The sequence below is a fragment of the Paraburkholderia sp. LEh10 genome (assembly GCF_017814945.1).
GTDB lineage: Bacteria > Pseudomonadota > Gammaproteobacteria > Burkholderiales > Burkholderiaceae > Paraburkholderia.
Genome location: NZ_JAGIPX010000012.1, coordinates 75720 through 98280 on the forward strand (window position 1 = coordinate 75720; position 22561 = coordinate 98280).

A 22561-nucleotide genomic window follows, 5' to 3' on the forward strand; every position below is an offset into this window, starting at 1 on the left:
ATTCTGAGCGCTCAGTCTTTCATATTGGTGACAGAGTCCCCGATCGATTAACTGATTCGCCGCAAGAACGTTTAGGTACCACGCCAATTTGCACTCGGCCAGCCAGCGTTAACGATAATTCGGGGGCGGATTGCCAGGTCGGCGTACGGCGCAGTCCGCTCGCGCCATGTGCGGCGCGGTGCGGCAGCAGGCGCGGCACCGCGCTGGGCGGTCCGCGCCTGAAACCCGGCAGCTGGCGTGTTGCCAGCTTGCTGCTGTTACTTGACGATCGCGAGCAATTCGACTTCGAACGTCAGATCGCTGTTCGGCGGGATCACGCCGACGCCGTGCGAACCGTATGCAGTTGCAGCCGGACAGGTCAGGCGGGCCTTTTCGCCCACTTTCATCGTGGCGACGCCTTGCGTCCAGCACGGGATCACGCGGCCGAGCGGGAACTCTGCGGGGCCGCCGTGCTTGGCCGAGCTGTCGAACTCGGTGCCGTTCGCGAGCGTGCCGCGGTAGTTGACGCGCACGACGTCAGCGGCCGTGGGCTGCGGGCCGTTTCCCTGCGTCAGGTGTTCGACGACGACGCCGGAAGGCAGTTTTTCCGTCGATGCAGCGTTGGCGGTGAATGCCATCGATGCGAGCGCGGCTGCGGCGAGCAGGGCAACAACTGATTTCACGCGTATCTCCTTGTTTGAAAAGCGAGCCCCATTCTAGCGGAACGCCCCTTCGCACGAGGAGACCTGAATCAATTCGCTACAAATGAAAGGCCCGCGGCTCGCGCTCGCGAGCCGCGGGCTAAAGCCGCCATCCGATGCGGCCTCACGTCGCTCCCGTCAGATCTTCGGGAAATCGACGACCGTGTCGTTCACGCGGTTGAACAGGTTCGTGAACGTGATATCGGCGATCGCGAGCAGCGTCTCGACGATCTGTTGATCGCTGTAACCCGCCTCCTTCACGGCATCGACCACTTCGGCGGGCACCGTGCCGCGCGACGTGAAGACCGTGCGCGCAAACGTCGCGATCGCGTTCAGATGCGCGTCGCCCGAATCGCGTCCTTCGCGCAGCGCGACGACGTCGTCGGCCGCGATGCCCACCTTCTTGCCCGTGAGCGAGTGTGCCGCGAGACAGTAATCACAATCCGCGACGCCGCTGATCGCGAGCTTGATCGCTTCGACTTGCTGGCGCGACAGCGCGCCCTTGCCCAGCGCGTCGCCCGTCGCCAGCACGAGCTGCAATGCGGCCGGGCTGTTCGTGCCAATGCCGGCATACGCGTTGGGCACCATGCCGACCGCGCGCTTGATGCCCGCGAAGAGGTCGGCTGCCTGACCGGTTGCTTCATTGATGGGTTGGCGATTCAGACGTTCCATGATGTTCTCCGTTAGGTGATTGCTTGCGTGACTGTGTCAACGCATGGAGGCCATTCTAGGAACGCGCGTTGCCGCGGTGAATGCTGGTTCAAATCACGTTTATGCTCGAACGGCTCACCTCAGGCTCACCTCATATTGCGCAAGGTCTCTGCTATATTCGTGCGGAATCCGCCAATAACCGGGTTGTCAGCGGGAGCGCCTGCGATGAGCACTCTGGGGATCATGCGTATATTGAAACGACTTGCGCTGGTTGCGCTCGCGCTTCTGGGTTTATCGCTGGGCGCGCTGACATGGGCAGACGACAACGCGACGGCCCTCAAGGAAAAGTACGACGCCCTCGCGCCGCAGCTTCAGTCGAACGTCTTTCATCGCCCGATCCATCTGGACTCTGAAGAGACGCAGAACACGTTGAAGGGCGATATCTACGCGGTGGTCGACTATCCGTTCGCGACCGTCAACAACGCGCTCAACGACCCGCAGCAAGGCCCGGCGAACTGGTGCGAGGTACTGATCCTGCATCTGAACACGAAGTACTGCCATGCGTCCGTCAGCGGCAACGGCGCGACGATCAGCATGAACGTGGGCAAAAAGACGGAGCAGGAACTCGGCGACACGTATCGCGTGCAGTTCAACTACCGTTCGGTGGCAACGAGCGCCAATTACTTCCAGGTCGATCTGGGCGCGGCGACGGGGCCGCTCAGCACGAAGGACTATCGCATCGTGCTCGAAGCCGTCGATATCGGCAAAGGACGCACGTTCCTGCATCTCACCTATTCGTATGGGTTCGGCACGGCGGGACGCCTTGCGATGAAAGCGTATCTCGCGACGATCGGCAGCGAGAAAGTAGGCTTCACGAAGAACACGTCGGGTGACTATATCGGCGGTGTGCGCGGGCTCGTCGAACGCAACACGATGCGCTATTACCTCGCGATCGACGCGTATCTGGGCTCGCTATCCGCGCCCGCCGACAAACGCGTCGATCAGCGTTTCGCGACGTGGTTCGATGCGACTGAGCAATATCGGCGTCAGTTGCACGAACTCGACCGCCAGGAGTACCTGGAGATGAAGAAGAACGAGTATCAGCGCCAGCAGACAGCGCAATAGCGATGTTCACGTCGCGCGTTCGTGTCAGGCAGTCGCGAGCTTGAACGCGGCCTCGGTGTCGTCGAGTTCCTGGCCCTGGTGCCGCAGCGATTGCGACGCTGCCGAAGCCTGCTCGACGAGCGCCGCGTTTTGCTGCGTCACCGTGTCCATCTGCGAGATTGCCTGATTGACCTGTTCGATGCCGCGGCCCTGCTCTGCCGAAGCCGCTGCGATCTCTTCGACGATCTCTGACACGCGCGCGACGGCCCGCGTCACGTCCGCCATCGTGCGGCCGGCATCGTCGGCGAGCGGCGAGCCGTTCTGGATCTCCTGCACGGAACGCGCAATCAGCTCCTTGATTTCCTTCGCCGCTTGCGCCGAGCGCTGTGCGAGACTGCGCACCTCGCCCGCGACGACGGCGAAGCGGCGCCCCGCTTCGCCCGCACGCGCCGCCTCGACGGCCGCGTTCAACGCGAGAATGTTGGTCTGGAACGAGATGCCTTCGATAATGCCCGTGATCTCGGCGATCTTGCCCGAGCTCGCGCTGATCGCTTCCATCGTCGTCACCACGCGCTCGACCGTGTTGCTGCCACGCTGCGATATCGCCGATGCATTCGACGCGAGCGACTTTGCATGCTGCGCGCTCTCGGCGTTCTGCCTGACCGTCGACGTGAGCTGCTCCATGCTCGCGGCCGTTTCCTGCAGCGAAGCCGCCTGCTCTTCCGTGCGACGGCTCGCATCGCTATTGCCCGTCGCGATTTCGTTCGTCGCCAGCGAGACGCTCGCGCTGGTCGAACGCACCCGACCCACCGTTTCCGTGAGCCGGTTGTTCATCTCGTGCAACGCCTTCAACAGCTCGCCCGCTTCGTCGTTGCGATCCACGACGATGCGGCTCGTCAGATCGCCCGTCGCGACGGTGCGCGCGACTTCGACGGCACGCGTGATGGGACTCGTGATCGAGCGCACCATGCGCATGCTCAGCATGAGCGACGCGAGAATCGCGAATGCACTCACGCCGAGAATGATGTTGCGTTGCATGACGTAGCGTTCCTCGAAACCTTGCACGATCGCGCCCTGGCGGCTCCTCGTGAAGCTCGCGTATGCGTCGGTGGCTTTGACGAGCGCGGCCAGCAGGGGACGGCATTCGTCATCCATCTTCTTGATGGCTTCGTCGCGGTGATTGTCAAGCGCGAGTCTCACGATGTCGAGTGCAACGGGGCCATACAACGCTTCGACGCGGTTCATTTCGGCGACCAGCGAGCGCGCGGTTTCGCTCGTATCGGTCGCCGTGTTGATCATGTCGTTGAGCTGCTTGAGCCTGATGCCGACGTCTTCATGCGCGCGTTTGACAGCGGCCGTCTCAAGGTCGAGATCCGCCTGGGACGTGACGAGCACGAGATTGCGCGCGGCGATCGCGCGGCGATCCACGGCCGCGCGCACTTCGGCGGCCACCTGCGCGCGCGCATCGATGCCATGCACGTAACGGATGAATGCCTCAGTCGTGCTGCCAAGGCTGTAAAGGGAAACGACGGAAATAACGAGCGCGATGGCCGCCATCGACAGAAAGCCAATGAACAGCCTCGCCCTGATGGTCAAGGTCTTCTTCACTGCTAGCCCCCGGGTGCGTGTGATGAAATCTGTTCTGGATATGCATGTTTTTTATCGAACGCGTGCTCTCAGGTGCATTCGCGCGTTCGTCGATGCGCATGCGCAATGCTGCATCGATTCAGCATTTAAAGATTCGTTGAGAGCCTATGCGGTGCAACCTTTGCCGGCAACGTGGGGAATTCCCGGTCTTAAGTTTTCAATTGACGTGACCCCGCCACGAGGCCGCTAGTGGCGCAGCCTGAAGCAAACACCAAGGCTAGCGCTCTACGCGCGTGGGGCAAAAAGAAGCCAAGCCTAATCCCAGTTCTCATCGATCCATTCGATGGCCCACGTGCGTGCGCATGCCATTGCATCGGATTCGTCGACGAACGAATCGATATCTCCCGATTGGTGAACTTCGGCGGGCGCGCTCGTTGTCGCGGCCCGTGTGAGCTTCGCCTGGGCGACGTAGTGGCCGTCTTCGTCGTGCCTCGCCCGGCAGTCGATGTGAAATCCCTTGTAGTCGAAATGCATGGCAAGCCTCCTGCAGCGAAGAAAGTGCGATGCAATCCGGGCCTGGGCTTCTCCCGGCGGATGTTCGAATCCTAGCATGGTCGAAGGCCCGCATGTCCGTTGCGTTTGCGCCGCCCGCGCGTGCCGCCGCAGTCTGCACGACGCGACGAAAATCCGCGTCGCTGCATGCAAAACCTTCAACGTGTCGGGTGGAATTGCAGACGGGAAAGGGCCGTTCGCGCCGCATCGATGTGACGTCGGCGCGGCGGCCGCTCGCGCGAGAGTCCGCGCGAGAGCCCGCGCGCCAAGACCGCGCGCCAAGACCGCGCGCCTCACCGCCATGGCATTGCGCTATGCAGCATATGTGCGCACGTGCGCCGGACCCAAGGTTGGAATGCGTGTTGCTGCAAAGCTGACAAGCCAGCGGAAAACAGCGCCAGAAGATCAGAGGGCATCAACATGCGTCATGCAATCTATTCGCCGGCACGAAGCCAGATATGGACGGCAGCGCGGTTCGTCGCGCAGTCGTGCCCGCCGCGCGTGCTCGTCGTGGATGACTATATGGATTCCGCCGACGCGCTTGCCGCATTTCTCGACAACGTAGGCTTCGACACTCGCGTCGCCTACAACGGCTGCGACGCGCTGAAGATCGCCAACGAGTGGCGTCCCGACAGCGTCGTGCTCGATATCGCGATGCCGGGCGTGTCCGGCCTCGCCGTCGCGCGGACGCTGCGCGAATCGCCAGCGACAGCATCCGTGCCGCTGCTCGCCTACACGGCTTGTGATGCGGACGACAACTACGAAGAACTGCGCGCCAGCGGCTTCGATGCGGTCTGCTCGAAGCCGGTCGATCCCGTGATGGTCGTGAGGATCCTGACTTTGCTGTTGGGCTCGGTTGCGATCAACCGCGCCCATACGTTGCCGTCGTGAGCGTTGCCGTCATGAGCGTTGCCGTCATGAGCGTTGCCGTCATGAGCGTTCCGTCGTGAGCGTTGCCGTCGCGAGCCTGAGCGTGCGCCTGTTCGGCGCATGGCGCCGCCTGCAACGAAAAGCACCCGGCGCCTGCATGGCCCCGCTTGTAACAGGCGGGCGCTCCCGTTAATCTGACGCGCATCGCCCTTGCGGAGCGCGCACATGATCACACTACGAAGTCTCCTCGCGGCCTTCACCGTCGCCCTGCTGACTTCGTGTGCGAGCTTGCCGCCGCAGGCAGACCGAGTAGCGACGCACGCGCTCACCGACACGCAGAACACGCGCCTCGGCGTCGTTTTCACGCCGCCTGAACAGCGGCATCCCGACGAAAGCGCGTTCCATCTGCTGCCCGATGCCGTCGATGCGCTCGTTGCGCGCGTCGTGCTCGCGGAGAGCGCAGACCGCACGCTCGATCTCCAGTACTACATCTGGCATGACGACCTGACGGGGCGCGGGCTCGCCGCCGCCGTGCTGCGCGCCGCCGATCGCGGCGTGCGCGTGCGGATACTGCTCGACGATCTCGGCACCAATGCGGACGACAAGATGCTGCTCGCAATCGACTCGCATCCGAATGTCGAAATCCGCCTTTTCAATCCCGTCGCGAACCGTACGTTCAAGAAACTGGGCATGGCCACCGAGTTCTTTCGTGTGAACCGGCGCATGCACAACAAGTCGATGATCGCGGACAACGAAGGGGCGATACTCGGCGGACGCAATATCGGCGACGAGTACTTCGGCGCTTCATCCGATGTCGCCTTCGGTGATCTGGACGTGCTCGTGCATGGTCCCGTGGTGCGAGAGGTGTCGACGGCATTCGATCTGTTCTGGAATTCCGAAGCGTCATATCCGATCGACCGTCTGATGGGACGTGAAGCGGACCCCACGGCGCTCGCCGATGTCCGCGCAAAGCTCGACGCGTATCTTGCCTCTGAGGAGAAGAACCCCTACGTCGTGAATGCGCGAGCGCGGCTCACGAACGTGCTCCATTCGCACGAAACCACGTTTTCGTGGGGTAAAGGCACCGTGCTTTACGACGACCCCGCGAAAATCACGCGCTCGCCCGGTGACGTGCAAGGCCAGCTGATGACGCAGCTCAAGGCGCTCGAACTGCAGCCCAAGCAGCAGATGCTCGTCGTTTCACCTTATTTCGTGCCCGGAAAAGAAGGGGTCGCGTGGTTTTCCGGCCTGACGCAAAAGAACGTGCGCGTCACCGTGCTGACGAATTCGCTCGCCGCCACCGACGTCGCAGCCGTGCATGCGGGCTATCAGCGCTACCGCAAAGCGCTGCTGGAAGCGGGCGTGCGGCTTTACGAGCTCAAGCCCGCAGCAAGCGAAAAGAACGACGACGACAAGAAGAAGCACGTGTTCGGTTCGTCGAAGGCATCGTTGCACGCGAAGACGTATGTATTCGATCGCCAGAGCATCTTTATCGGCTCGATGAATCTCGATCCGCGTTCCGTCGAACTCAATACGGAAATCGGCGTGTATTGCGAAAGCGCGCCCCCGGCGGCACAGGTTGTCGATACTCTCGCGCCGAGTCTGGACCGCATCGCATGGCGGCTCGAACTGCGGCCCAATGCGAACGGCACCAGCCGCATCGTCTGGATCGATACGGAGCCCGACGGCACCGTGAAGGAACTCGACAGCGAGCCTGACGTATCGGCCGTGCGCAAGGCCGGCATCTGGCTCCTCGGCATTTTGCCGATCGAGTCGCAGCTCTGACCCAGCCCTTGCGACAACACTGCGTTTACTGAGCCTTTACGCGCAGCCCGCATTTCTTTTGAAAATCCAGACGTCGCCGCCGATAGAGTGCTTGCATCCGGGCTCGTATCAGAGGTTATGCAACAGCCAAATGCACGACATGTCCCAGGCAAAGCACGGTGGAAGTACACGCTCGTCAAGCTCGCATTGATGGCGGCGAGCCTCGCGCTTTGCAGCGCGCTGCCGTTCGCGCATGCGCAAGCGGAACCCGCGCCGGCCACCGCCGACGCACCCTTTCTTCCTTCACCCGCCGACATCGTTGGAACGTTGCGCGCGCAATTTCGCGTCTCCGCCGCTGACGCGTTGAAGATCGCGCAAGCCGTACTCATGGAAGCGAACCGTTATTCGATGCCGCCCGTGCTGTTGTTATCGGTGATGGCCGTCGAATCGGGCTTCGATTCGCGCGCCGTGAGCTCGCTCGGCGCACGCGGGCTGATGCAGGTTCTGCCGGCCGCGCATCCGCGCGCCTTCTCAGACGTGAAGGAACTCGACGATCCCGCGACCAACGTGCGTATCGGTTCGTCGATATTGCGCGGCTACCTCGACGCATCGGGCGGCGATATCGACGCCGCGCTATGGCGTTATAGCGGCGGCGGCAAAGGCTACGCGCGCCGCGTCGCGCTCCATATGAAGCGCTTCGATGCCGTGCTGCGCGCGAATGCGCAGCCTGTCAAAAAAGTGTCGTCCGGCATCATCCGCTGAGGTCATCCGTTGAGGTCATCCCTTTGACGTCATTGCGCCAGCGTCATGTCGTTGGCGTCATCAATTGCTGCGCGAGCGCATGCGCGTGCGGCGTGAGCGCGGAAAAGTCCCGCGCGCACAGATGCAGACGCCGCGAGGTCCATGCTTCCGACAACGGCAGGATGACGAGGCCCGCTTCACGCAACGGCTGAGTGCAGGCGGCGGGCAGAATCGCGATGCCGACGCCCGCCGAGATCAGCCGGCCCAGATCGGCGACATTGCGCAGGCGCACACGGTATTGCATCCGCCGTCCGAGCCGCGACGCGCGGTCTGTCAGATGGTGCTCCAGCGCCGCATCGGAAAGGCCCACAAACGCCTCGTCGACGATATCCGCGAACGCGACGCGCGCTTCATTCGCCACGCGATGCGCGCGGCTCGCGGCCACCACCAGTTGATCGTCCGCGATCATATGCGTCTGCAGCGCCGCGAGGTCGGCGATGTCCGCGACGATGCCCAGATCGGCGCGCCCTTCGGCGACGGCGCGCACGATATCGGCGCTCGGGCGCTCGTCGATATCGACGCAGAGATCGGGATGCGCCGTGAGAAAGCGGCAAATCTGCTCGGGCAGAAACGACGCGAGCGCAGCCGTATTCGACATCAGATGCACGCGGCCTTTGAGGCCCTTCGCGTAGCTGCGCAGTTCGCCGCGCATCTGCTCGATCTGCCCGACGATCAACCGCGCGTGACGCACGAGCGCGTCGCCTGCGGGCGTCGCGCGCACGCCGCGCCGCGTGCGCTCCAGCAACGGCGTGCCCAGCGCGGACTCCATGCCGGAGATGCGCTCGCTGGCCGACGCGAGCGCGAGATGCATCGCTTGCGCGCCGCGCGTCAGGCTGCCGTGCTCGACGACCATCAGGAACAGCCGCAGGTCGGTGAGGTCAAAACGCGACGTCGTCATCTTCGGTCAGGGCGAACGCTGGCATCGGGGAATCCAGATTGTATCCGCGACGCCGCCGCCGCTATGATGCGTCGCATGAACGATCTATTCCTCGTGGCGGGCGCCGGGCTGCTCGCAGGCGGCATGAATGCACTGGCGGGCGGCGGCTCGTTCGTCACGCTGCCCGCGCTGATCGCAGCGGGCGTGCCTTCCGTTCAGGCCAATGCTTCGAGCACCGTCGCGCTGTATCCGGGCGGACTCGCGAGCGCGTGGACGTATCGCGAAGGCCTCGGGCCGATCGGTTCCGTGTCGTTGCACGCGCTGCTATTCACGACGCTTGTCGGCGGCATAGGCGGCGCATTGCTGTTGCTGCTCACGCCGGCGACCACGTTCGATTTCGTCGTGCCGTGGCTGCTGCTGGTCGCAACCGTCGCGCTCGCGTTCGGCGGGCGCCTGGGCGAATGGATGCGCGAGCGCTGGCATATCGGGCAAGCGGCCCTGCTCGTCATCCAGTTTGGGCTCGGCGTGTATGGCGGGTATTTCGGCGGCGCGGTCGGCATCATGATGATGGCCGTGTGGGGCCTGCTCGACAGCCGCGAACTGAAGCTGCTGAATGCGCCGCGCACGCTGCTCGTGAGCGCCGCCAACACGATGGCCGTCGTCATGTTCATCGCGGCGCATGCGGTGCATTGGCCCGAGACCATCGCGATGCTGATCGGCGCGACGCTTGGCGGATATGGCGGCGCGCAGGTGGGACGGCGCGCGCCCGCACGCGTCATCCGCTACGGCACGCTCACGCTGACGTCATGCATCACGGTCGCGTTTTTCGTGCGCGCGTACGGATTGGCGAAATGACGGCGCGGCGCGCGCGAGAATAAAGAGCGGGCATGTCGCGCGATAGATGCCCGCCCTATCCGGGCGCTCATGCGCCCGCGTGCCCCTGACGATGCGGTTGCTGTTGCGCCTCGTCGACGCGCGGAGTCTGCCGGTGATCGCGCGGCCCCTGCTCGTGTGTGCGATGCTCGGCCACGCGCGCCGGCCCTTGCGGCGGACGATGCTCCACTGACGCATGCCTGACGGGCGGCCCTTCGCGGCGGTCCGCGCGATGCGGCAGCTGATGCGCGTACGCGGGCTGACCGGCATGCGGATGCGGCCGGTGCTCGTCGCGGTGCGGCGCCATCGCATGAACGGGGGCATGGCCGCCGTGACGAGCCATCTCGACGCGCAACTGCTCGCGCCGGCGAAACACTTCGGCGCGCCGGTCGCCGCGCGCGTAGAAATGGCGATGACGCCGGCCGTCCGGCCCGACGACCCACAAATACGTGCTGCCGCCGACGAACACCACATCGCGATCCACGACGCCCGCGATATAGACATCGCTGGGCGCGGACACATACACGGGCTGCGGCGCAGGCGCAGGCGCAGGCGCAGGCGCGGGGGCGGGCGCGCGCACGACGACGCCAGGCTGCGGGGCCTGCACCGCGACGACTACGGGACGCGGCGGCCTTGAAGGCGCGGCGGCGATCTGCCGCTCGCTGGTGACGCAACCGGCCAGCGCGGCCAATGCGGCAATCGCCGCGAGATGTGCTGCCAGCTTCATTGAGTTCAAATGCGGCTCCCCGTTTATATGTGGTCGTTCTCTATGTCGTCGTTCTGATTCGCCCGCATTAACGGCAAGTCCCGCAGAAGCTTTAGCGCGACAGGCCAATGGCCGCCGCCTGTATCATCGACGGTCGTGATCGCGTGTCGTGTCGAGGAGAGGAGCTTGAACGTCAGTGATGCAGTGAACACCCGCAAGTCGGTGCGCCAGTTTCTGCCCTAACCCGTCGCGCCGGACGTGATACGCCGCGTGCTCGCCACCGCCGGGCGCGCGCCGTCGGGCGGCAATCTGCAGCCCTGGCATGTCCATGTGGTCGGCGGCGAAGGGCTTGCACGGCTCAAGCACATCATGCGCGAGCGCATCGCGGATGCGCCGGGCGGCGAGGACATCGAATACAACATCTATCCGCCGAGCCTGCATTCGCCGTATCGCGAGCGGCGTTTCCAGGTCGGCGAGGATCTCTATCGCAGCATCGGCATTGCACGCGAGGACAGGCCTGGAAGGCTCGCGCAATTCGCGCGCAATTTCACGTTCTTCGATGCGCCGCTCGCGCTCTTTTGCACCGTCGACCGTCACATGGGTCCGCCGCAATGGTCCGATCTCGGCATGTTCCTGCAGACGGTCATGCTGCTGTTGCGCGAGGAAGGGCTGCATAGCTGCGCGCAGGAGTGCTGCGCGCAGTATCCGAAGACGATCGGCGCGTTTCTCGATCTGCCCGACGAGCGCATGCTGTTCAGCGGCATGGCGATCGGCTACGAGGACACGGGCGCTGCGATCAACCAGTGGCGTGCGCAGCGCACGCCACTGGACGAGTTTGCGCAGTTCATCGGCATCTCATCGTCGAGCGCGGCGCGTTCAGGCCGCTTTGGCCGGCATGAACGTGAACGTAGCGTGCGTTGTACGAGGAAAGCGCAGGTTTCAAAAACGCGCTTTGCACGCTGCCGACACGCGATGCGCGTTGATGCGAAAATCACAGTTCCATTGAAGCAAATGTGAGTGCATCCGATGTTCGAAGCCACCATCAATACCGCGCTGCCCAAAGCCGCGTTCTATCAGGAACTCGCCGCACAAGCCCGCTCGCTCGTCGAGGGCGAGACGAATCAGATCGCCAATGCAGCCAATCTGTCGGCGCTGATTTTTCACAGCCTGCCGCAGCTGAACTGGGCGGGTTTCTATTTCGCGCTCGACGGCGAACTCGTTGTCGGTCCCTTCCAGGGCAAGCCCGCCTGCGTGCGCATTCCGATTGGCCGCGGCGTCTGCGGCCGCTCCGCCGAAACGCGCGAGACACAGGTTGTGCCGGATGTCGATGCGTTCCCCGGCCATATCGCGTGCGATTCCGCATCGCGCTCGGAGATCGTGATCCCGCTGCAAAGGGCGAATGGCGAACTGGTCGGCGTGCTCGATCTCGACAGCCCCGTGCTCGCGCGCTTCGACGACGATGACCGGCGCGGACTCGAAGAAGTCGCGAGGATATTCGTCGCGACGCTGAAGTAAGCAAAACGCGGCGTCGAATGCATGACGGACGGCAACGAGCGGCCCGTCATGTCCGCCGACGCCGCGCTGTTGCGAGCGTAGCGTCACAGCGCGCGATTGGGCGTCGCGCTCTCCTTCTTCACCGACTCCAGCGCCGCCGCGACGCCTTGCCCATATGCGGGGTCGGCCTTCGTGCAGTGATCGATGTGCAGCTTCTGGATCGGCTCCGACACACCGGCGAGCGAACGCGCCGTGTTGTCGAACAGCGCCTGCTTCTGCTGCGGCGTCATCAGGCGGAACAGCGCGCCGGGCTGCGAGAAGTAGTCGTCATCGACGCGATGGTTCCAGTGGTCGGCCGTGCCTTCCACCGAAAGCGGCGGCTCGCTGAAGTCCGGCTGATCGAGCCATTCACCGCGCGTATTCGGGTTGTACGACGTTGCTCCGCCCATGTTGCCGTCGACGCGCATGAAGCCGTCGCGATGATAGCTGTGCACCGGGCACCTCGGCGCATTGACGGGAATCAGGCTGTGATTGACGCCGAGGCGATAGCGCTGCGCGTCGCCATATGAGAAGAGGCGGCCTTGCAGCATCTTGTCGGGCGAAAAGCTGATCCCCGGCACGACGTTAGCCGGATTGAACGCCGACTGCTCGACATCGGCGAAATGATTTTCCGGGTTGCGGTTCAGTTCCATCACGCCGACTTCGATCAGCGGATAGTCTTTCTTCGGCCATATCTTGGTCAAATCGAACGGGTTGTATGCGCACTTCGATGCGTCCTGCTCCGGCATGATCTGCACGTACATCGTCCACTTCGGGAATTCCTTGCGCTCGATCGCTTCGTACAGGTCGCGATGCGAGCTTTCGCGATCGACGCCGACGAGCGCGGCCGCCTGCGCATCCGTCAGATTCTCGATGCCCTGCTGCGTATGCAGATGGAACTTCACCCAATAGCGCTCCTTGTCCGCGCTGATGAAGCTGAACGTGTGGCTGCCGAAACCATGCATGTGCCGGAACGATTTCGGAATGCCGCGATCGCTCATCACGATGGTTACCTGATGCAGTGCTTCAGGCAGTTGCGTCCAGAAGTCCCAGTTGCTTTCCGCGCTGCGCAGCCCTGTGCGCGGGTCGCGTTTGACAGCGTGATTCAGGTCGGGAAACTTCAATGGATCGCGCAAGAAGAACACAGGCGTGTTGTTGCCGACGAGGTCCCAGTTGCCTTCGTCCGTATAGAACTTGACGGCGAAGCCGCGGATGTCGCGCTCGGCGTCGGCGGCGCCGCGTTCGCCCGCGACCGTCGAGAAGCGCGCGAACAGTTCCGTCTTCTTGCCGACTGCGGAGAAGATCTTTGCGCGCGTGTACTTCGTGATGTCGTGCGTGACCGTGAACGTGCCGAATGCGCCCGAGCCTTTTGCATGCATGCGGCGCTCGGGAATCACCTCGCGGTCGAAGTGCGCGAGCTTCTCGAGGAACCACACGTCCTGCAACAACGCCGGACCGCGCGGCCCGGCTGTCTGAATGTTCTGATTATCTACGACAGGTGCGCCAAAAGCAGTGGTCAGCTTGTTCACGTTCAGCCCTCCAGCCTTGTATGAAGTCTGGCGGACGCTCCGCCAGACGCATTGTGGGTTCTCCAGCGAGCACGGCCGCAGCGCCTGTGCGGCAACGGTTGCTTCTGGAGGCGGAATCAGGACGGCATGCCGGCGCATTACCGTCTGCGATACATCGGGATGAAGATTCGCGCGGCGCTCGACGCGCGCGAACCGATTGCTGCGTCAATGATCTTAGCGGCATTCGGATGGGCCGGCAGCAAAGGGGCAGAGAAGAGTTGCAAAGGGGGGTTGCAAAGGGGGCCGGCCTACCCGCTATGAATTTCCGCAAACCGATTAAAAAATTAAGTTAGCGCTGGCTTTATTGTCCTTGTCATATACATACCAGACTGCCGGCCAATGACAGATAACTAACGATCATCGTTGATGTCCACCGCGTTCGCCCACACCGTCGAAGCGAGTTTCGCGACGCTTACGCCCACGGCCAAGCGTATCGCCAGCTATATGCTGGCGAACCTCGAGCGCCTCGGCCTGGAAACCGCGGATCAGATTGCGCAGCAGACGGGCACGAGCGGCATTTCGGTCGGGCGCTTTCTGCGCAGCGTCGGCTATCGCAATCTCGACGACCTGAAGCGCGAATTGCGCGGCGCGCAATCGCGCCCGTGGTTCATCACCGACCGGCTCGACGCCTACCGCAGCGAGCGCCGCGACAGCGATGCGCACCGCGCGGCCACGCACGGCACAGCCCTCGCCCATTCGCTCGATCTCGAAGTCGATGCGATCCGTTTCGTCTATCAGCTTGCGCAAGGCGAATCGTTCGCGCGCGTTGCGCAGCGCATCGCCGATGCGGACGCCGTGTTCATCGTCGGCATTCAATCGACGCGCGGCATCGCCAACGCGTTCCATAGCTACCTCGAATATCTGCGGCCGCGCGTGTTCTATTCCGACGGCATGTCAGGATCGTATGTCGATTCGCTCAACCCGGAATTCGGATCGCCTTACCTGATCGTCACGGATACGCGCGCCTATTCGCGCATCGCGCGCCGCTATTGCGAAGCGGCGGCGCGGCGCGCATTGCCGTTCGGGCTCGTCACCGATCTCTATTGCCCGTGGGCGCGCGAGTTTTCATGCGACCTCCTGCAAGTAAAGACGGATGTCGGGCAGTTCTGGGACTCGCTTGCGCCGCTGACATGCCTGTTCAACCTGTTGATCACGTCGATCGTCGAAAGGCTCGGCCCCGCCATTGACGAACGCGTCGCGCGCAATCGCGAGTTGCAGCGCGAACTCGATCAATTCGACCTTTGATGCTCATGACCGGTAAACCCCAACTGATTCATATCACGCCCGAAACGCATCGCGTCGATCTCGATCTCGTCTATGCAACGGAGCGCAACCTCACCGGCAAGCCGATCTATCGAGAAGCACATTGCCTGCTGCTCGCGCCCGCCGAAGCGGGATTGCGCAAAGCCGTCGAACTCGCCGCAAGCATCGGCATGACGCTGCGCATTTTCGATGCGTACCGTCCGCCGCAAGCGCAGCAGGTCTTGTGGGACTTCCTGCCCGATCCGCGCTATATCGCCGAGCTGGGACGCGGCTCCAACCACAGCCGCGGCACTGCGCTCGATCTGACCTTGATCGACGGCAACGGCGAGGCGCTCGACATGGGCACGGCATTCGACGCGATGATCGAGGAGTCCGAGCACTTTCACCAGGGGCTGCCGCCGCATGTGCAGCGCAACCGCCTGCTGCTGCTCGGCATCATGCACGCCGCGGGCTTCACGCACATTCCGAGCGAGTGGTGGCACTACGAATTGCCGGGCTCGCGCGCGCTGCCTGTCATCGATAACAGCGAAAGCGGCCCGTTGAAATTGATGTAGTCGCGTTGGTTCTTTGCTGTCCGTTTTCAGGTCTTTTCCTTTACATACGGAGCGAGTATGAATCTGGCTTTGCGCAATGCGCTAGCGGCAGTGGCCGTCGTATCGGCACTGACGCTTACGATGACGACAACAGGCACGGCATTCGCGGCGACCCCGAAAGACATGCTGGTGATCGCCACCACGCTCGACGAATTCTCGACCCTCGACCCAGGCGAAGTGTACGAACTGGTGCCCGAGGAATACGTGGCGAACACCTATGACCGCCTCGTGCGCGTCGATTTGAAAGACCCGTCGAAATTCAACGGTGACGTTGCGCAATCGTGGACGGTCAGCCCCGACGGACTCACGTTCACATTCAAGATCCGCCCCGGCCTGAAGTTCCACTCGGGCAATCCGCTCACGGCCGACGATGTCGCATGGTCGATCCAGCGCTGCGTGCTGCTCGACAAGGGCGCGGCTGCCGTGCTGCAAGGCATCGGCCTCACCAAAGACAACGCGCTGCAAAACATCAAGAAAATCGACGATTCCACCGTGAGCATCACGACCGACCAGAAGTACGCACCAACCTTCGTGCTGAACGTGCTGGGAGCATGGCCGGCTTCTGTCGTGGATAAGAAGCTCCTGATGTCGCACCAGAAGGGCAACGATTTCGGCAACGAATGGCTGCGCACCAACGAGGCGGGCTCCGGTGCGTACAAGCTCGTCAAATGGACGGCCAACGACAGCATCATCCTGCAGAAGTACGACGGCTATCGCGTGCCGCTTGCGATGAAACGCATCGTGATGCGCCATGTGCCCGAAGCGGCGGGCCAGCGCCTGCTGCTCGAAAACGGCGACGCGGATGTCGCGCGCAATCTGAGCCCCGATGACCTCGCCGCGCTCACCAAGGCCAACAAGGCAAGCGTGATGTCCGTGCCGCAGGCGACGCTGCTCTATCTCGGCCTCAATGTGAAGAACCCGAATCTCGCGAAGCCGGAAGTGCAGGAAGCGATGAAGTGGCTGATCGACTATGACGGCATTCAAACGAACGTGACGAAGAGCACGTTCAAGGTTCATCAAACGTTCCTGCCCGAGGGCTTTCTCGGCGCGCTGAATACCAATCCGTATCACCAGGACGTGGCAAAAGCAAAGGCGCTGCTTGCCAAGGCCGGCTTGCCGAACGGCTTTAGCGTGACAATGGATGTGCGCAGCGCCTATCCGTATAACGAAATCGCGCAGGCCGTGCAGGCCAATCTCGCGCAAGGCGGCATCAAGGTCGAGATCATTCCCGGCGACAACAAGCAGACGCTGGCAAAGTACCGCGCGCGCCAGCACGACATCTATATCGGCGAATGGTCGGCGGACTACATCGACCCGCACAGCAATGCGCAAGGCTATGCGTGGAACCCCGACAACTCCGACAAGTCTTCGTACAAGATGCTTGCGTGGCGCAACTCGTGGGATATTCCGGATCTGACGAAAGAGACCAATGCGGCGCTGGCGGAATCGTCGACGGCGAAGCGCGCACAGCTCTATCAGACGATGCAGAAGGAAATGCTCGCGAAGTCGCCGTTCGTCATCACGTTCCAGCAGGTGTCGCAGGTGGCGATGCGCCCGGGCGTGTCGGGTCTCGAAGTCGGCCCGATCAACGATCTCGTGTCGTATCTGCACGTGAAGAAGCAGTAAGCACGCCGCGACGCTGCAGAACATGTCGACGACGCTCACTCCTATCGACCGCATTCGCGCCGCGTCCGCGCGCAGCGCGAGTGTGCGCTGGACGTTGCGCGTGCTGCGGTGGGCGCTCACGCTCGCCGTCACGTTCACGGGTTTGCTGGCCGTGACCTTCGTGATCGGCCGCAAGGTGCCGATCGATCCCGTGCTCGCAATACTCGGCGATCGCGCATCGGCGAGCGCGTATGCGGCCGCGCGCATCCAGCTCGGTCTCGACAAGCCGCTCGCCGAGCAGTTCTTCATCTACGTGCGCGCGGTGCTGCACGGCGATCTGGGCGTGTCGCTGCTGACGGCCAACCCGGTGCTCGACGACATCAAACGCGTGTTCCCTGCCACGCTCGAACTCGCGACGCTGTCGACGATCATCGGCGTATTGATCGGCGTGCCGCTCGGCGTCATCGCGGCGACGCGTCACAACCGCTGGATCGATCACGTCGCGCGCTTCATCGGGCTGATCGGCAGTTCCGTTCCCGTGTTCTGGCTCGGTCTGATGGGATTGTTGCTGTTCTACGCGAAGCTGCATTGGGTGTCGGGACCAGGCCGGCTCGACCCTGTGTACGACGGCATGGTCGACACGCAGACGGGCAGCCTGCTGATCGACTCGCTGATCGCGGGCGAATGGGAGGTGTTTTTAAACGCGTTTTCGCACATCGCGCTGCCCGCCGCGATACTCGGCTATTACTCGGTTGCGTATCTGAGCCGGATGACGCGCTCGTTCATGCTCGACCAATTGAACCAGGAGTACATCACGACGGCACGCGCGAAAGGCCTCTCCGAGCGGCGCGTGGTGTGGGTGCATGCTTTCGGCAATATCGCCGTACCGCTGCTGACGGTGATCGCGCTTTCGTACAGCTTCCTGCTGGAAGGTTCGGTGCTGACGGAAATCGTGTTCGCATGGCCCGGCATCGGCTCGTATCTGACGGGCGCCTTGCTCAACGCCGACATGAATGCCGTGCTCGGCAGCACGCTCGTGATCGGCATCACCTTTATCGCATTGAACCTGCTGACGGACGCGCTGTATCGCGTGTTCGATCCGCGCGCCCGCTGATGCATCGCAAACCATGAATACACCGCGCCCGACATGGCAAGCATGGCTGCTGACCGACACGCCCGCTTCGCGGCGGCAAGCGGCGCTCGGTCTCGCGTACCGGCGCTGGCGGCGTTTCGCGGGCAATCCGTTGTCGACGTTCGGCTTGTTGATCCTCCTGCTGCTTGTGATCGTCGCGATCATCGGGCCGTGGATTGCGCCGCACGATCCCCTCAGGCAAGTGCTGTCCGACCGTCTGCTGCCGCCCGGCTCGGCTTCCCACTGGCTCGGCACCGATCAGCTCGGCCGCGACATTCTCTCGCGCATCATCTACGGTTCGCGGCTGACGCTGTCGATCGCGATACTCGTCGTTGTGGTCGTCGTGCCGATCGGTTTGATGATCGGAACGACAGCGGGCTTTTTCGGCGGCTGGGTCGACAACGTGCTGATGCGCATCACCGATATCGCGCTCGCGTTTCCGAAGATCGTGCTCGCGCTTGCATTCGCTGCCGCGTTGGGTCCAGGTGTCATCAATGCTGTCATCGCCATTTCGATTACGGCATGGCCTGCGTATGCACGCCTTGCGCGAGCCGAAACGTTGAGGCTCGTGCAAGCCGACTTCATTCACGTCGCAAGGCTGCAAGGCGCGTCGAATCTGCGCATTCTGCTGCGCTATATCGTGCCGCTCTGCTCGTCGTCGGTGATCGTGCGCGCGACGCTCGACATGGCGGGCATCATTCTCACGGTCGCGGGCCTCGGCTTTCTGGGCCTCGGCGCGCAGCCGCCCAGCCCCGAATGGGGCTTCATGGTCGCATCGGGCCGCAACGTGTTGCTCGATTCCTGGTGGGTCGCCACGATACCGGGTTTCGCGATCCTGCTCGTGAGCCTCGCGTTCAATCTGCTCGGCGACGGACTGCGCGATGTGTTCGACCCGCGCCACGGAGACTGACATGCGCACCGGTCACACGACTCAAGCGTTGTGCGAAATCGACGATCTGCGCATTGCGTTCCGCAGCCACGACGGCACGATGAGCGAAGCCGTGCGCGGCCTTTCGCTGACGTTGAACAAGGGCGAGCGGCTCGGCATCGTCGGCGAATCGGGTTCGGGCAAATCGCTGACGGGCCGCGCGCTCCTCGGCCTGTTGCCGGCCGCCGCGCACTGCACCGCGAAAGCATTGCGCTTCGACGGGCACGATCTCTTGAATATGCCCGCAGGCCAGCGCCGCCGTCTGTGCGGCCAGCAGATGGGCATGATCCTGCAGGACCCCAAGTACTCGCTGAACCCGGTGATGACGGTGGCGCAGCAGATGCGCGAGGCGTTCGCGCTGCACGAGCCAAAGCTGAGCCGTCGCGCAATGCACGACAAGATCGTCGCCGCGCTCGAAGCCGTGCATATCCGCAACCCGCAGCGCGTCGCGGATTCATACCCGCATGAGCTTTCGGGCGGGATGGGGCAGCGCGTGATGATCGCGATGATGGTCTCGACGGGACCGCGCCTGTTGATCGCCGACGAACCGACTAGCGCGCTCGATGTGCTCGTCTCGATGCAAGTGCTCGCGGTGCTCGACGAGATGATCGCAAAACATGACACTGGCCTCATCTTCATCAGCCACGATCTTCCGCTCGTGATGTCGTTCTGCGACCGCGTCGTGGTGATGTACGCGGGGCGCGTGGTCGAGACCTGCGCGGCGCGCGATCTCGTGCATGCGCGACACGCGTATACGCGCGGCCTGATTGCGGCAAATCCGCCGCTCGCCGATCCGCCCGACGAGCTGCCCGTGCTGTCGCGCGACCCCGCGTGGCTCGACGATGCGCAAGGAGGGTCCGCATGATCGACGTCGATGCATTGACCGTTCGCTTCAAGACCGCGGCGGGGGCTGTCGATGCCGTACGCAATGTGACCTTCCGTGTCGCGCGCGGCGAAGTGTTCGGGCTGGTCGGCGAATCGGGCTCCGGCAAGTCGACGATCCTGCGAGCGTTGAGCGGACTCACGCCCATTACGCAGGGCGCGATGCGCATCGCGCAGCACGACGAGCGTGCGCGCAAGCGTGATGTGCAAATGGTGTTTCAAGACCCGTACGGGTCGCTTCATCCGCGCTTCACGGTCGATCAGACCTTACGCGAGCCGTTGCGTATCAACGGCATCGGCCAGCATGAAACGCGCATCGTCGATGCGCTGCGCGAGGTGGGCCTGAACACATCGTTCCGGTTTCGCTATCCGCATCAACTGTCGGGGGGACAGCGGCAGCGCGTGGCGATTGCGCGCGCGCTCATCGTCGAGCCGCGCGTGCTGTTGCTCGATGAGCCGACGTCGGCGCTCGACGTCTCCGTGCAAGCTGAAATACTGAACCTGTTGAAGCGTCTGCATCGTGAGCGCAATCTGACGATGATTCTCGTCAGCCACAATCTCGCCGTGGTCGGCTTTTTGTGTTCACGTGTCGCGATCATGCGCAACGGCGAGATCGTCGAAGAACGCGATATCGAGCGGATTCGCGCGCAGCAGGTCGATAACGACTATTCGCGCAGCCTGCTGCTCGCAACGGGGGGTTATCAGCGCAAGGCAGTCGAGGCGATCGGCGTCGACGCTTCGCTGTGAGCGCGGACACGCGGCCCGATCGGGCCGCTGTCGCCGCGATTGTCATTCGACTGCGGGCGTCAGTTCTGCTTCTTCGATGCTCGCCACGCGCGCACGTCTTGCCGTTGCATAGACGCCGAACGCGGAGATCATCGCAGGCACGGCGAGCAGGCTGAACACCGAACCGAACTGCCAGCCCAGCCCCATCAGCGCGGCGCCGACCAGCGCGCCCGCCACGCCGCCGATGCGTCCTACGCCCAGCATCCACGCGACGCCCGTTGCGCGCCCTTGCGTCGGATAGAAGCTGGCGGCGAGTGCGGACATCGACGTGACAGCAGAGGTGACGACGGTGCCTGTCAGGAAGATCAGCGTGCCGAGCCACACCTGATGCCCGACGCCGTGCCCGACGAGCATGACCAGCACGGCAGATACGACATACGTGCAGGCGATCACGCGATTGGCCTTGAAGCGATCCATCAGCCAGCCGACACTGAGATTGCCGAGCACGCCGCCGAGCGGAAACAGCGAGGTCATCAACGCGGCGTTCTGGCCTGAAAAGCCTGTGTCCTTGAAGAGCGTGGGCAGCCAGTTGGTCAGCAGGTAGTAGATCAACAAACCCATGAAATACGCGAGCCACAGCATCAGCGTGCCGAAGCGATAGCGCGGCGACAGCACCACGCGCAACGCGGAACCCCGGCCTTCCGTTGCCGCGTCAGCCGTGACAAAACGGCATTCGTCGAGACGCGCATGTGCGGCGATACGCGAGAGCACCCGCGCGATGCGTGCGTCGCCGCGCTTTCTCGTCACCATGAACTGCGCGGATTCGGGCAGCAGCGCGACGAGCATGACGGTCAACGCGATCGGTCCAACGCCGCCTGCCACGAGCACGCTTTGCCAGCCGAAATGCGGTATCAGCCATGCGGACGCCACGCCGCCTATCGCAAGCCCGCACGAAAAGCCGCAGAACATCGCATTGACGGCAACGGCGCGAATGCGCGCGGGCGCGTATTCGGACATCAACGTGACCGCATTGGGCATCGCCGCGCCGAGACCCAGCCCTGTCATGAAGCGCAGAAAGGTGAGCGATTCGATCGAAGCCGCGTGCGCAGCGGCGAAACTCCACAGCCCGAAGAAGAACACCGACAAGACCAGCACCGTCTTGCGTCCCACGCGATCGGCAAGCGGTCCGGCCGCCAATGCGCCGATGCCGAGCCCGACGAGCGCGGCGCTCATCACGGGCCCCAGCGCCGCGCGCGCGATGCCCCATTCCTGCACCAGCGAAGGCGCGATGAAACCGACTGCGGCCGTATCGAAGCCATCGGCGGCCACGACCAGAAAGCACAGCACGAGAATGGTCCATTGAAAAGGCGAAAAACGTTGGCTGTCGATGAAATGCTGTACATCGACGGTGCGTTTGTGCTGGTTCATCGTGCGTCTCCTTGAATGCGGTTGAACGACCGCTTCACGCTGAAGGACTGCATGCTGTGTCTCCGTGTCTGTATGGTGTTTGCTGCCGTTTGTTGTGTTCTAGCGCAGCAAGGTAAGGCTTCTGAATTCGACACGCCGGATGATCCTGCTTTCCTGCGCGACGATCAGATGCGCGGATGCCTGCAAATACTCGGGCCATTCCGGGTCCGCGTCGCGCGCGGTGCGGCGCTGATCGTAATCGGCAATGCTGTCGTAGCCCCACAGATGCACGACCTGGTTCAGCGCGCCGATATCGCTCATATAGAAGCCGACGGGCGGCCCGAGATACTTCAACTGGATGGGCATCGCAAGACGATCGAATACCTCGATGAATTCGGCCATGCCGCGCGGCCGGATCGTGTAGATGCGATGATCGACAAAAGGCTTGATGCTGCTCAT

General features: G+C 63.1%; 22 protein-coding genes and 1 pseudogene. 14 read left to right on the forward strand and 9 right to left on the reverse strand.

Annotation, left to right across the window (positions count from 1 at the left end; all coding sequences use genetic code 11):
* Window positions 1-257: 257 nt before the first annotated feature.
* Both J8I87_RS12740 and J8I87_RS12745 read right to left on the reverse strand, forming a co-directional pair.
* Window positions 258-662: an FKBP-type peptidyl-prolyl cis-trans isomerase gene (locus tag J8I87_RS12740; protein WP_209931813.1), complete on the reverse strand. Its 405-nt coding sequence runs from the start codon at window positions 660-662 to the stop codon at window positions 258-260.
* 156 nt (window positions 663-818) lie between these two features.
* Window positions 819-1352: a carboxymuconolactone decarboxylase family protein gene (locus tag J8I87_RS12745; protein ID WP_209931814.1), complete on the reverse strand. Its 534-nt coding sequence runs from the start codon at window positions 1350-1352 to the stop codon at window positions 819-821.
* 204 nt (window positions 1353-1556) lie between these two features.
* Between J8I87_RS12745 and J8I87_RS12750 the strand changes: the two genes are divergently transcribed.
* Entirely contained in the window at window positions 1557-2456 is a 900-nt protein-coding gene (locus J8I87_RS12750; protein ID WP_209931815.1) for a hypothetical protein, read from the forward strand.
* 24 nt (window positions 2457-2480) lie between these two features.
* On the opposite strand, the gene J8I87_RS12755 is transcribed toward J8I87_RS12750, so the two are convergent.
* Both J8I87_RS12755 and J8I87_RS12760 read right to left on the reverse strand, forming a co-directional pair.
* Complete coding sequence (locus J8I87_RS12755; RefSeq protein ID WP_409518754.1) at window positions 2481-4043, reverse strand: methyl-accepting chemotaxis protein; 1563 nt, start codon at window positions 4041-4043, stop codon at window positions 2481-2483.
* A gap of 294 nt (window positions 4044-4337) precedes the next feature.
* Window positions 4338-4556 (reverse strand): hypothetical protein, encoded by a 219-nt coding sequence (locus J8I87_RS12760; RefSeq protein ID WP_209931816.1) that lies wholly within the window; start codon window positions 4554-4556, stop codon window positions 4338-4340.
* Window positions 4557-4994: 438 nt separating this feature from the next.
* On the opposite strand from J8I87_RS12760, the gene J8I87_RS12765 reads away from it, so the two are divergent.
* From J8I87_RS12765 to J8I87_RS12775, 3 genes are all read left to right on the forward strand, one after another.
* Entirely contained in the window at window positions 4995-5465 is a 471-nt protein-coding gene (locus J8I87_RS12765) for a response regulator (RefSeq protein ID WP_209931817.1), read from the forward strand.
* Between the two features lie 204 nt (window positions 5466-5669).
* On the forward strand, window positions 5670-7229 hold the full coding sequence (locus J8I87_RS12770) for a phospholipase D family protein (RefSeq protein WP_209931818.1): 1560 nt from the start codon (window positions 5670-5672) through the stop codon (window positions 7227-7229).
* Between the two features lie 117 nt (window positions 7230-7346).
* On the forward strand, window positions 7347-7970 hold the full coding sequence (locus J8I87_RS12775; protein ID WP_245253889.1) for a lytic transglycosylase domain-containing protein: 624 nt from the start codon (window positions 7347-7349) through the stop codon (window positions 7968-7970).
* Window positions 7971-8013: 43 nt separating this feature from the next.
* On the opposite strand, the gene J8I87_RS12780 is transcribed toward J8I87_RS12775, so the two are convergent.
* Window positions 8014-8907, reverse strand: a complete 894-nt coding sequence (locus J8I87_RS12780) for a LysR family transcriptional regulator (RefSeq protein ID WP_209931819.1) — start codon at window positions 8905-8907, stop codon at window positions 8014-8016.
* A gap of 75 nt (window positions 8908-8982) precedes the next feature.
* Between J8I87_RS12780 and J8I87_RS12785 the strand changes: the two genes are divergently transcribed.
* A complete protein-coding gene (locus J8I87_RS12785; protein WP_209931820.1) occupies window positions 8983-9741 on the forward strand; it encodes a sulfite exporter TauE/SafE family protein in 759 nt (252 codons plus the stop codon).
* A 67-nt stretch (window positions 9742-9808) separates the two neighbouring features.
* Here J8I87_RS12785 and J8I87_RS12790 read toward each other — a convergent pair whose 3' ends face one another.
* On the reverse strand, window positions 9809-10486 hold the full coding sequence (locus tag J8I87_RS12790) for a hypothetical protein (RefSeq protein WP_245253890.1): 678 nt from the start codon (window positions 10484-10486) through the stop codon (window positions 9809-9811).
* Between the two features lie 165 nt (window positions 10487-10651).
* Between J8I87_RS12790 and J8I87_RS12795 the strand changes: the two are divergent.
* Both J8I87_RS12795 and J8I87_RS12800 read left to right on the forward strand, forming a co-directional pair.
* Window positions 10652-11320: pseudogene (locus tag J8I87_RS12795) on the forward strand (nitroreductase); the annotation flags it as partial.
* A 171-nt stretch (window positions 11321-11491) separates the two neighbouring features.
* Window positions 11492-11980 (forward strand): GAF domain-containing protein, encoded by a 489-nt coding sequence (locus J8I87_RS12800; protein ID WP_209931822.1) that lies wholly within the window; start codon window positions 11492-11494, stop codon window positions 11978-11980.
* A gap of 83 nt (window positions 11981-12063) precedes the next feature.
* On the opposite strand, the gene J8I87_RS12805 is transcribed toward J8I87_RS12800, so the two are convergent.
* Window positions 12064-13527 carry a catalase gene (locus J8I87_RS12805; protein ID WP_313064439.1) on the reverse strand — a complete coding sequence of 488 codons (1464 nt, stop codon included), beginning with the start codon at window positions 13525-13527 and terminating at the stop codon, window positions 12064-12066.
* 405 nt (window positions 13528-13932) lie between these two features.
* On the opposite strand from J8I87_RS12805, the gene sapR reads away from it, so the two are divergent.
* Genes sapR through J8I87_RS12840 form a run of 7 tightly spaced genes read left to right on the forward strand, consistent with a single transcriptional unit; the run spans window position 13933 to window position 20716 of the window.
* Window positions 13933-14811: a sap1 transcriptional regulator SapR gene (gene sapR, locus J8I87_RS12810; protein ID WP_209931823.1), complete on the forward strand. Its 879-nt coding sequence runs from the start codon at window positions 13933-13935 to the stop codon at window positions 14809-14811.
* Window positions 14812-14816: 5 nt separating this feature from the next.
* A complete protein-coding gene (gene ddpX, locus J8I87_RS12815; RefSeq protein ID WP_209931824.1) occupies window positions 14817-15383 on the forward strand; it encodes a D-alanyl-D-alanine dipeptidase in 567 nt (188 codons plus the stop codon).
* A 57-nt stretch (window positions 15384-15440) separates the two neighbouring features.
* Window positions 15441-17048, forward strand: a complete 1608-nt coding sequence (locus tag J8I87_RS12820; protein WP_209931825.1) for an ABC transporter substrate-binding protein — start codon at window positions 15441-15443, stop codon at window positions 17046-17048.
* Window positions 17049-17070: 22 nt separating this feature from the next.
* Entirely contained in the window at window positions 17071-18141 is a 1071-nt protein-coding gene (locus tag J8I87_RS12825; protein WP_209931826.1) for an ABC transporter permease, read from the forward strand.
* Between the two features lie 13 nt (window positions 18142-18154).
* Window positions 18155-19069, forward strand: coding sequence for a nickel transporter permease (nikC, locus tag J8I87_RS12830; RefSeq protein ID WP_209931827.1), 915 nt, complete (start codon window positions 18155-18157; stop codon window positions 19067-19069).
* 1 nt (window position 19070) lies between these two features.
* Entirely contained in the window at window positions 19071-19952 is an 882-nt protein-coding gene (locus J8I87_RS12835) for an ABC transporter ATP-binding protein (RefSeq protein ID WP_209931828.1), read from the forward strand.
* Window positions 19949-20716 (forward strand): ABC transporter ATP-binding protein, encoded by a 768-nt coding sequence (locus J8I87_RS12840; protein ID WP_209931829.1) that lies wholly within the window; start codon window positions 19949-19951, stop codon window positions 20714-20716. Before J8I87_RS12835 ends, J8I87_RS12840 begins: the two co-directional genes overlap by 4 nt.
* 42 nt (window positions 20717-20758) lie before the next feature.
* On the opposite strand, the gene J8I87_RS12845 is transcribed toward J8I87_RS12840, so the two are convergent.
* Together J8I87_RS12845 and J8I87_RS12850 are read right to left on the reverse strand one after the other, a co-directional pair.
* On the reverse strand, window positions 20759-22123 hold the full coding sequence (locus tag J8I87_RS12845) for an aromatic acid/H+ symport family MFS transporter (protein ID WP_209931830.1): 1365 nt from the start codon (window positions 22121-22123) through the stop codon (window positions 20759-20761).
* A 99-nt stretch (window positions 22124-22222) separates the two neighbouring features.
* Complete coding sequence (locus tag J8I87_RS12850) at window positions 22223-22561, reverse strand: NIPSNAP family protein (RefSeq protein ID WP_209931831.1); 339 nt, start codon at window positions 22559-22561, stop codon at window positions 22223-22225.

What these genes read in the sequence shown, in the direction of transcription:
- J8I87_RS12780 (WP_209931819.1), bottom strand. Translation starts at nt 8,907, where the DNA reads ATGACGACGTCGCGTTTTGACCTCACCGACCTGCGGCTGTTCCTGATG.
- sapR (WP_209931823.1), top strand. Translation starts at nt 13,933, where the DNA reads ATGTCCACCGCGTTCGCCCACACCGTCGAAGCGAGTTTCGCGACGCTT.
- J8I87_RS12745 (WP_209931814.1), bottom strand. Translation starts at nt 1,352, where the DNA reads ATGGAACGTCTGAATCGCCAACCCATCAATGAAGCAACCGGTCAGGCA.
- J8I87_RS12750 (WP_209931815.1), top strand. Translation starts at nt 1,557, where the DNA reads ATGAGCACTCTGGGGATCATGCGTATATTGAAACGACTTGCGCTGGTT.
- J8I87_RS12765 (WP_209931817.1), top strand. Translation starts at nt 4,995, where the DNA reads ATGCGTCATGCAATCTATTCGCCGGCACGAAGCCAGATATGGACGGCA.
- J8I87_RS12770 (WP_209931818.1), top strand. Translation starts at nt 5,670, where the DNA reads ATGATCACACTACGAAGTCTCCTCGCGGCCTTCACCGTCGCCCTGCTG.
- J8I87_RS12800 (WP_209931822.1), top strand. Translation starts at nt 11,492, where the DNA reads ATGTTCGAAGCCACCATCAATACCGCGCTGCCCAAAGCCGCGTTCTAT.
- J8I87_RS12845 (WP_209931830.1), bottom strand. Translation starts at nt 22,123, where the DNA reads ATGAACCAGCACAAACGCACCGTCGATGTACAGCATTTCATCGACAGC.
- ddpX (WP_209931824.1), top strand. Translation starts at nt 14,817, where the DNA reads ATGACCGGTAAACCCCAACTGATTCATATCACGCCCGAAACGCATCGC.
- nikC (WP_209931827.1), top strand. Translation starts at nt 18,155, where the DNA reads ATGAATACACCGCGCCCGACATGGCAAGCATGGCTGCTGACCGACACG.
- J8I87_RS12825 (WP_209931826.1), top strand. Translation starts at nt 17,071, where the DNA reads ATGTCGACGACGCTCACTCCTATCGACCGCATTCGCGCCGCGTCCGCG.
- J8I87_RS12850 (WP_209931831.1), bottom strand. Translation starts at nt 22,561, where the DNA reads ATGAGCAGCATCAAGCCTTTTGTCGATCATCGCATCTACACGATCCGG.
- J8I87_RS12840 (WP_209931829.1), top strand. Translation starts at nt 19,949, where the DNA reads ATGATCGACGTCGATGCATTGACCGTTCGCTTCAAGACCGCGGCGGGG.
- J8I87_RS12785 (WP_209931820.1), top strand. Translation starts at nt 8,983, where the DNA reads ATGAACGATCTATTCCTCGTGGCGGGCGCCGGGCTGCTCGCAGGCGGC.
- J8I87_RS12820 (WP_209931825.1), top strand. Translation starts at nt 15,441, where the DNA reads ATGAATCTGGCTTTGCGCAATGCGCTAGCGGCAGTGGCCGTCGTATCG.
- J8I87_RS12835 (WP_209931828.1), top strand. Translation starts at nt 19,071, where the DNA reads ATGCGCACCGGTCACACGACTCAAGCGTTGTGCGAAATCGACGATCTG.
- J8I87_RS12775 (WP_245253889.1), top strand. Translation starts at nt 7,347, where the DNA reads ATGCAACAGCCAAATGCACGACATGTCCCAGGCAAAGCACGGTGGAAG.
- J8I87_RS12760 (WP_209931816.1), bottom strand. Translation starts at nt 4,556, where the DNA reads ATGCATTTCGACTACAAGGGATTTCACATCGACTGCCGGGCGAGGCAC.
- J8I87_RS12790 (WP_245253890.1), bottom strand. Translation starts at nt 10,486, where the DNA reads ATGAAGCTGGCAGCACATCTCGCGGCGATTGCCGCATTGGCCGCGCTG.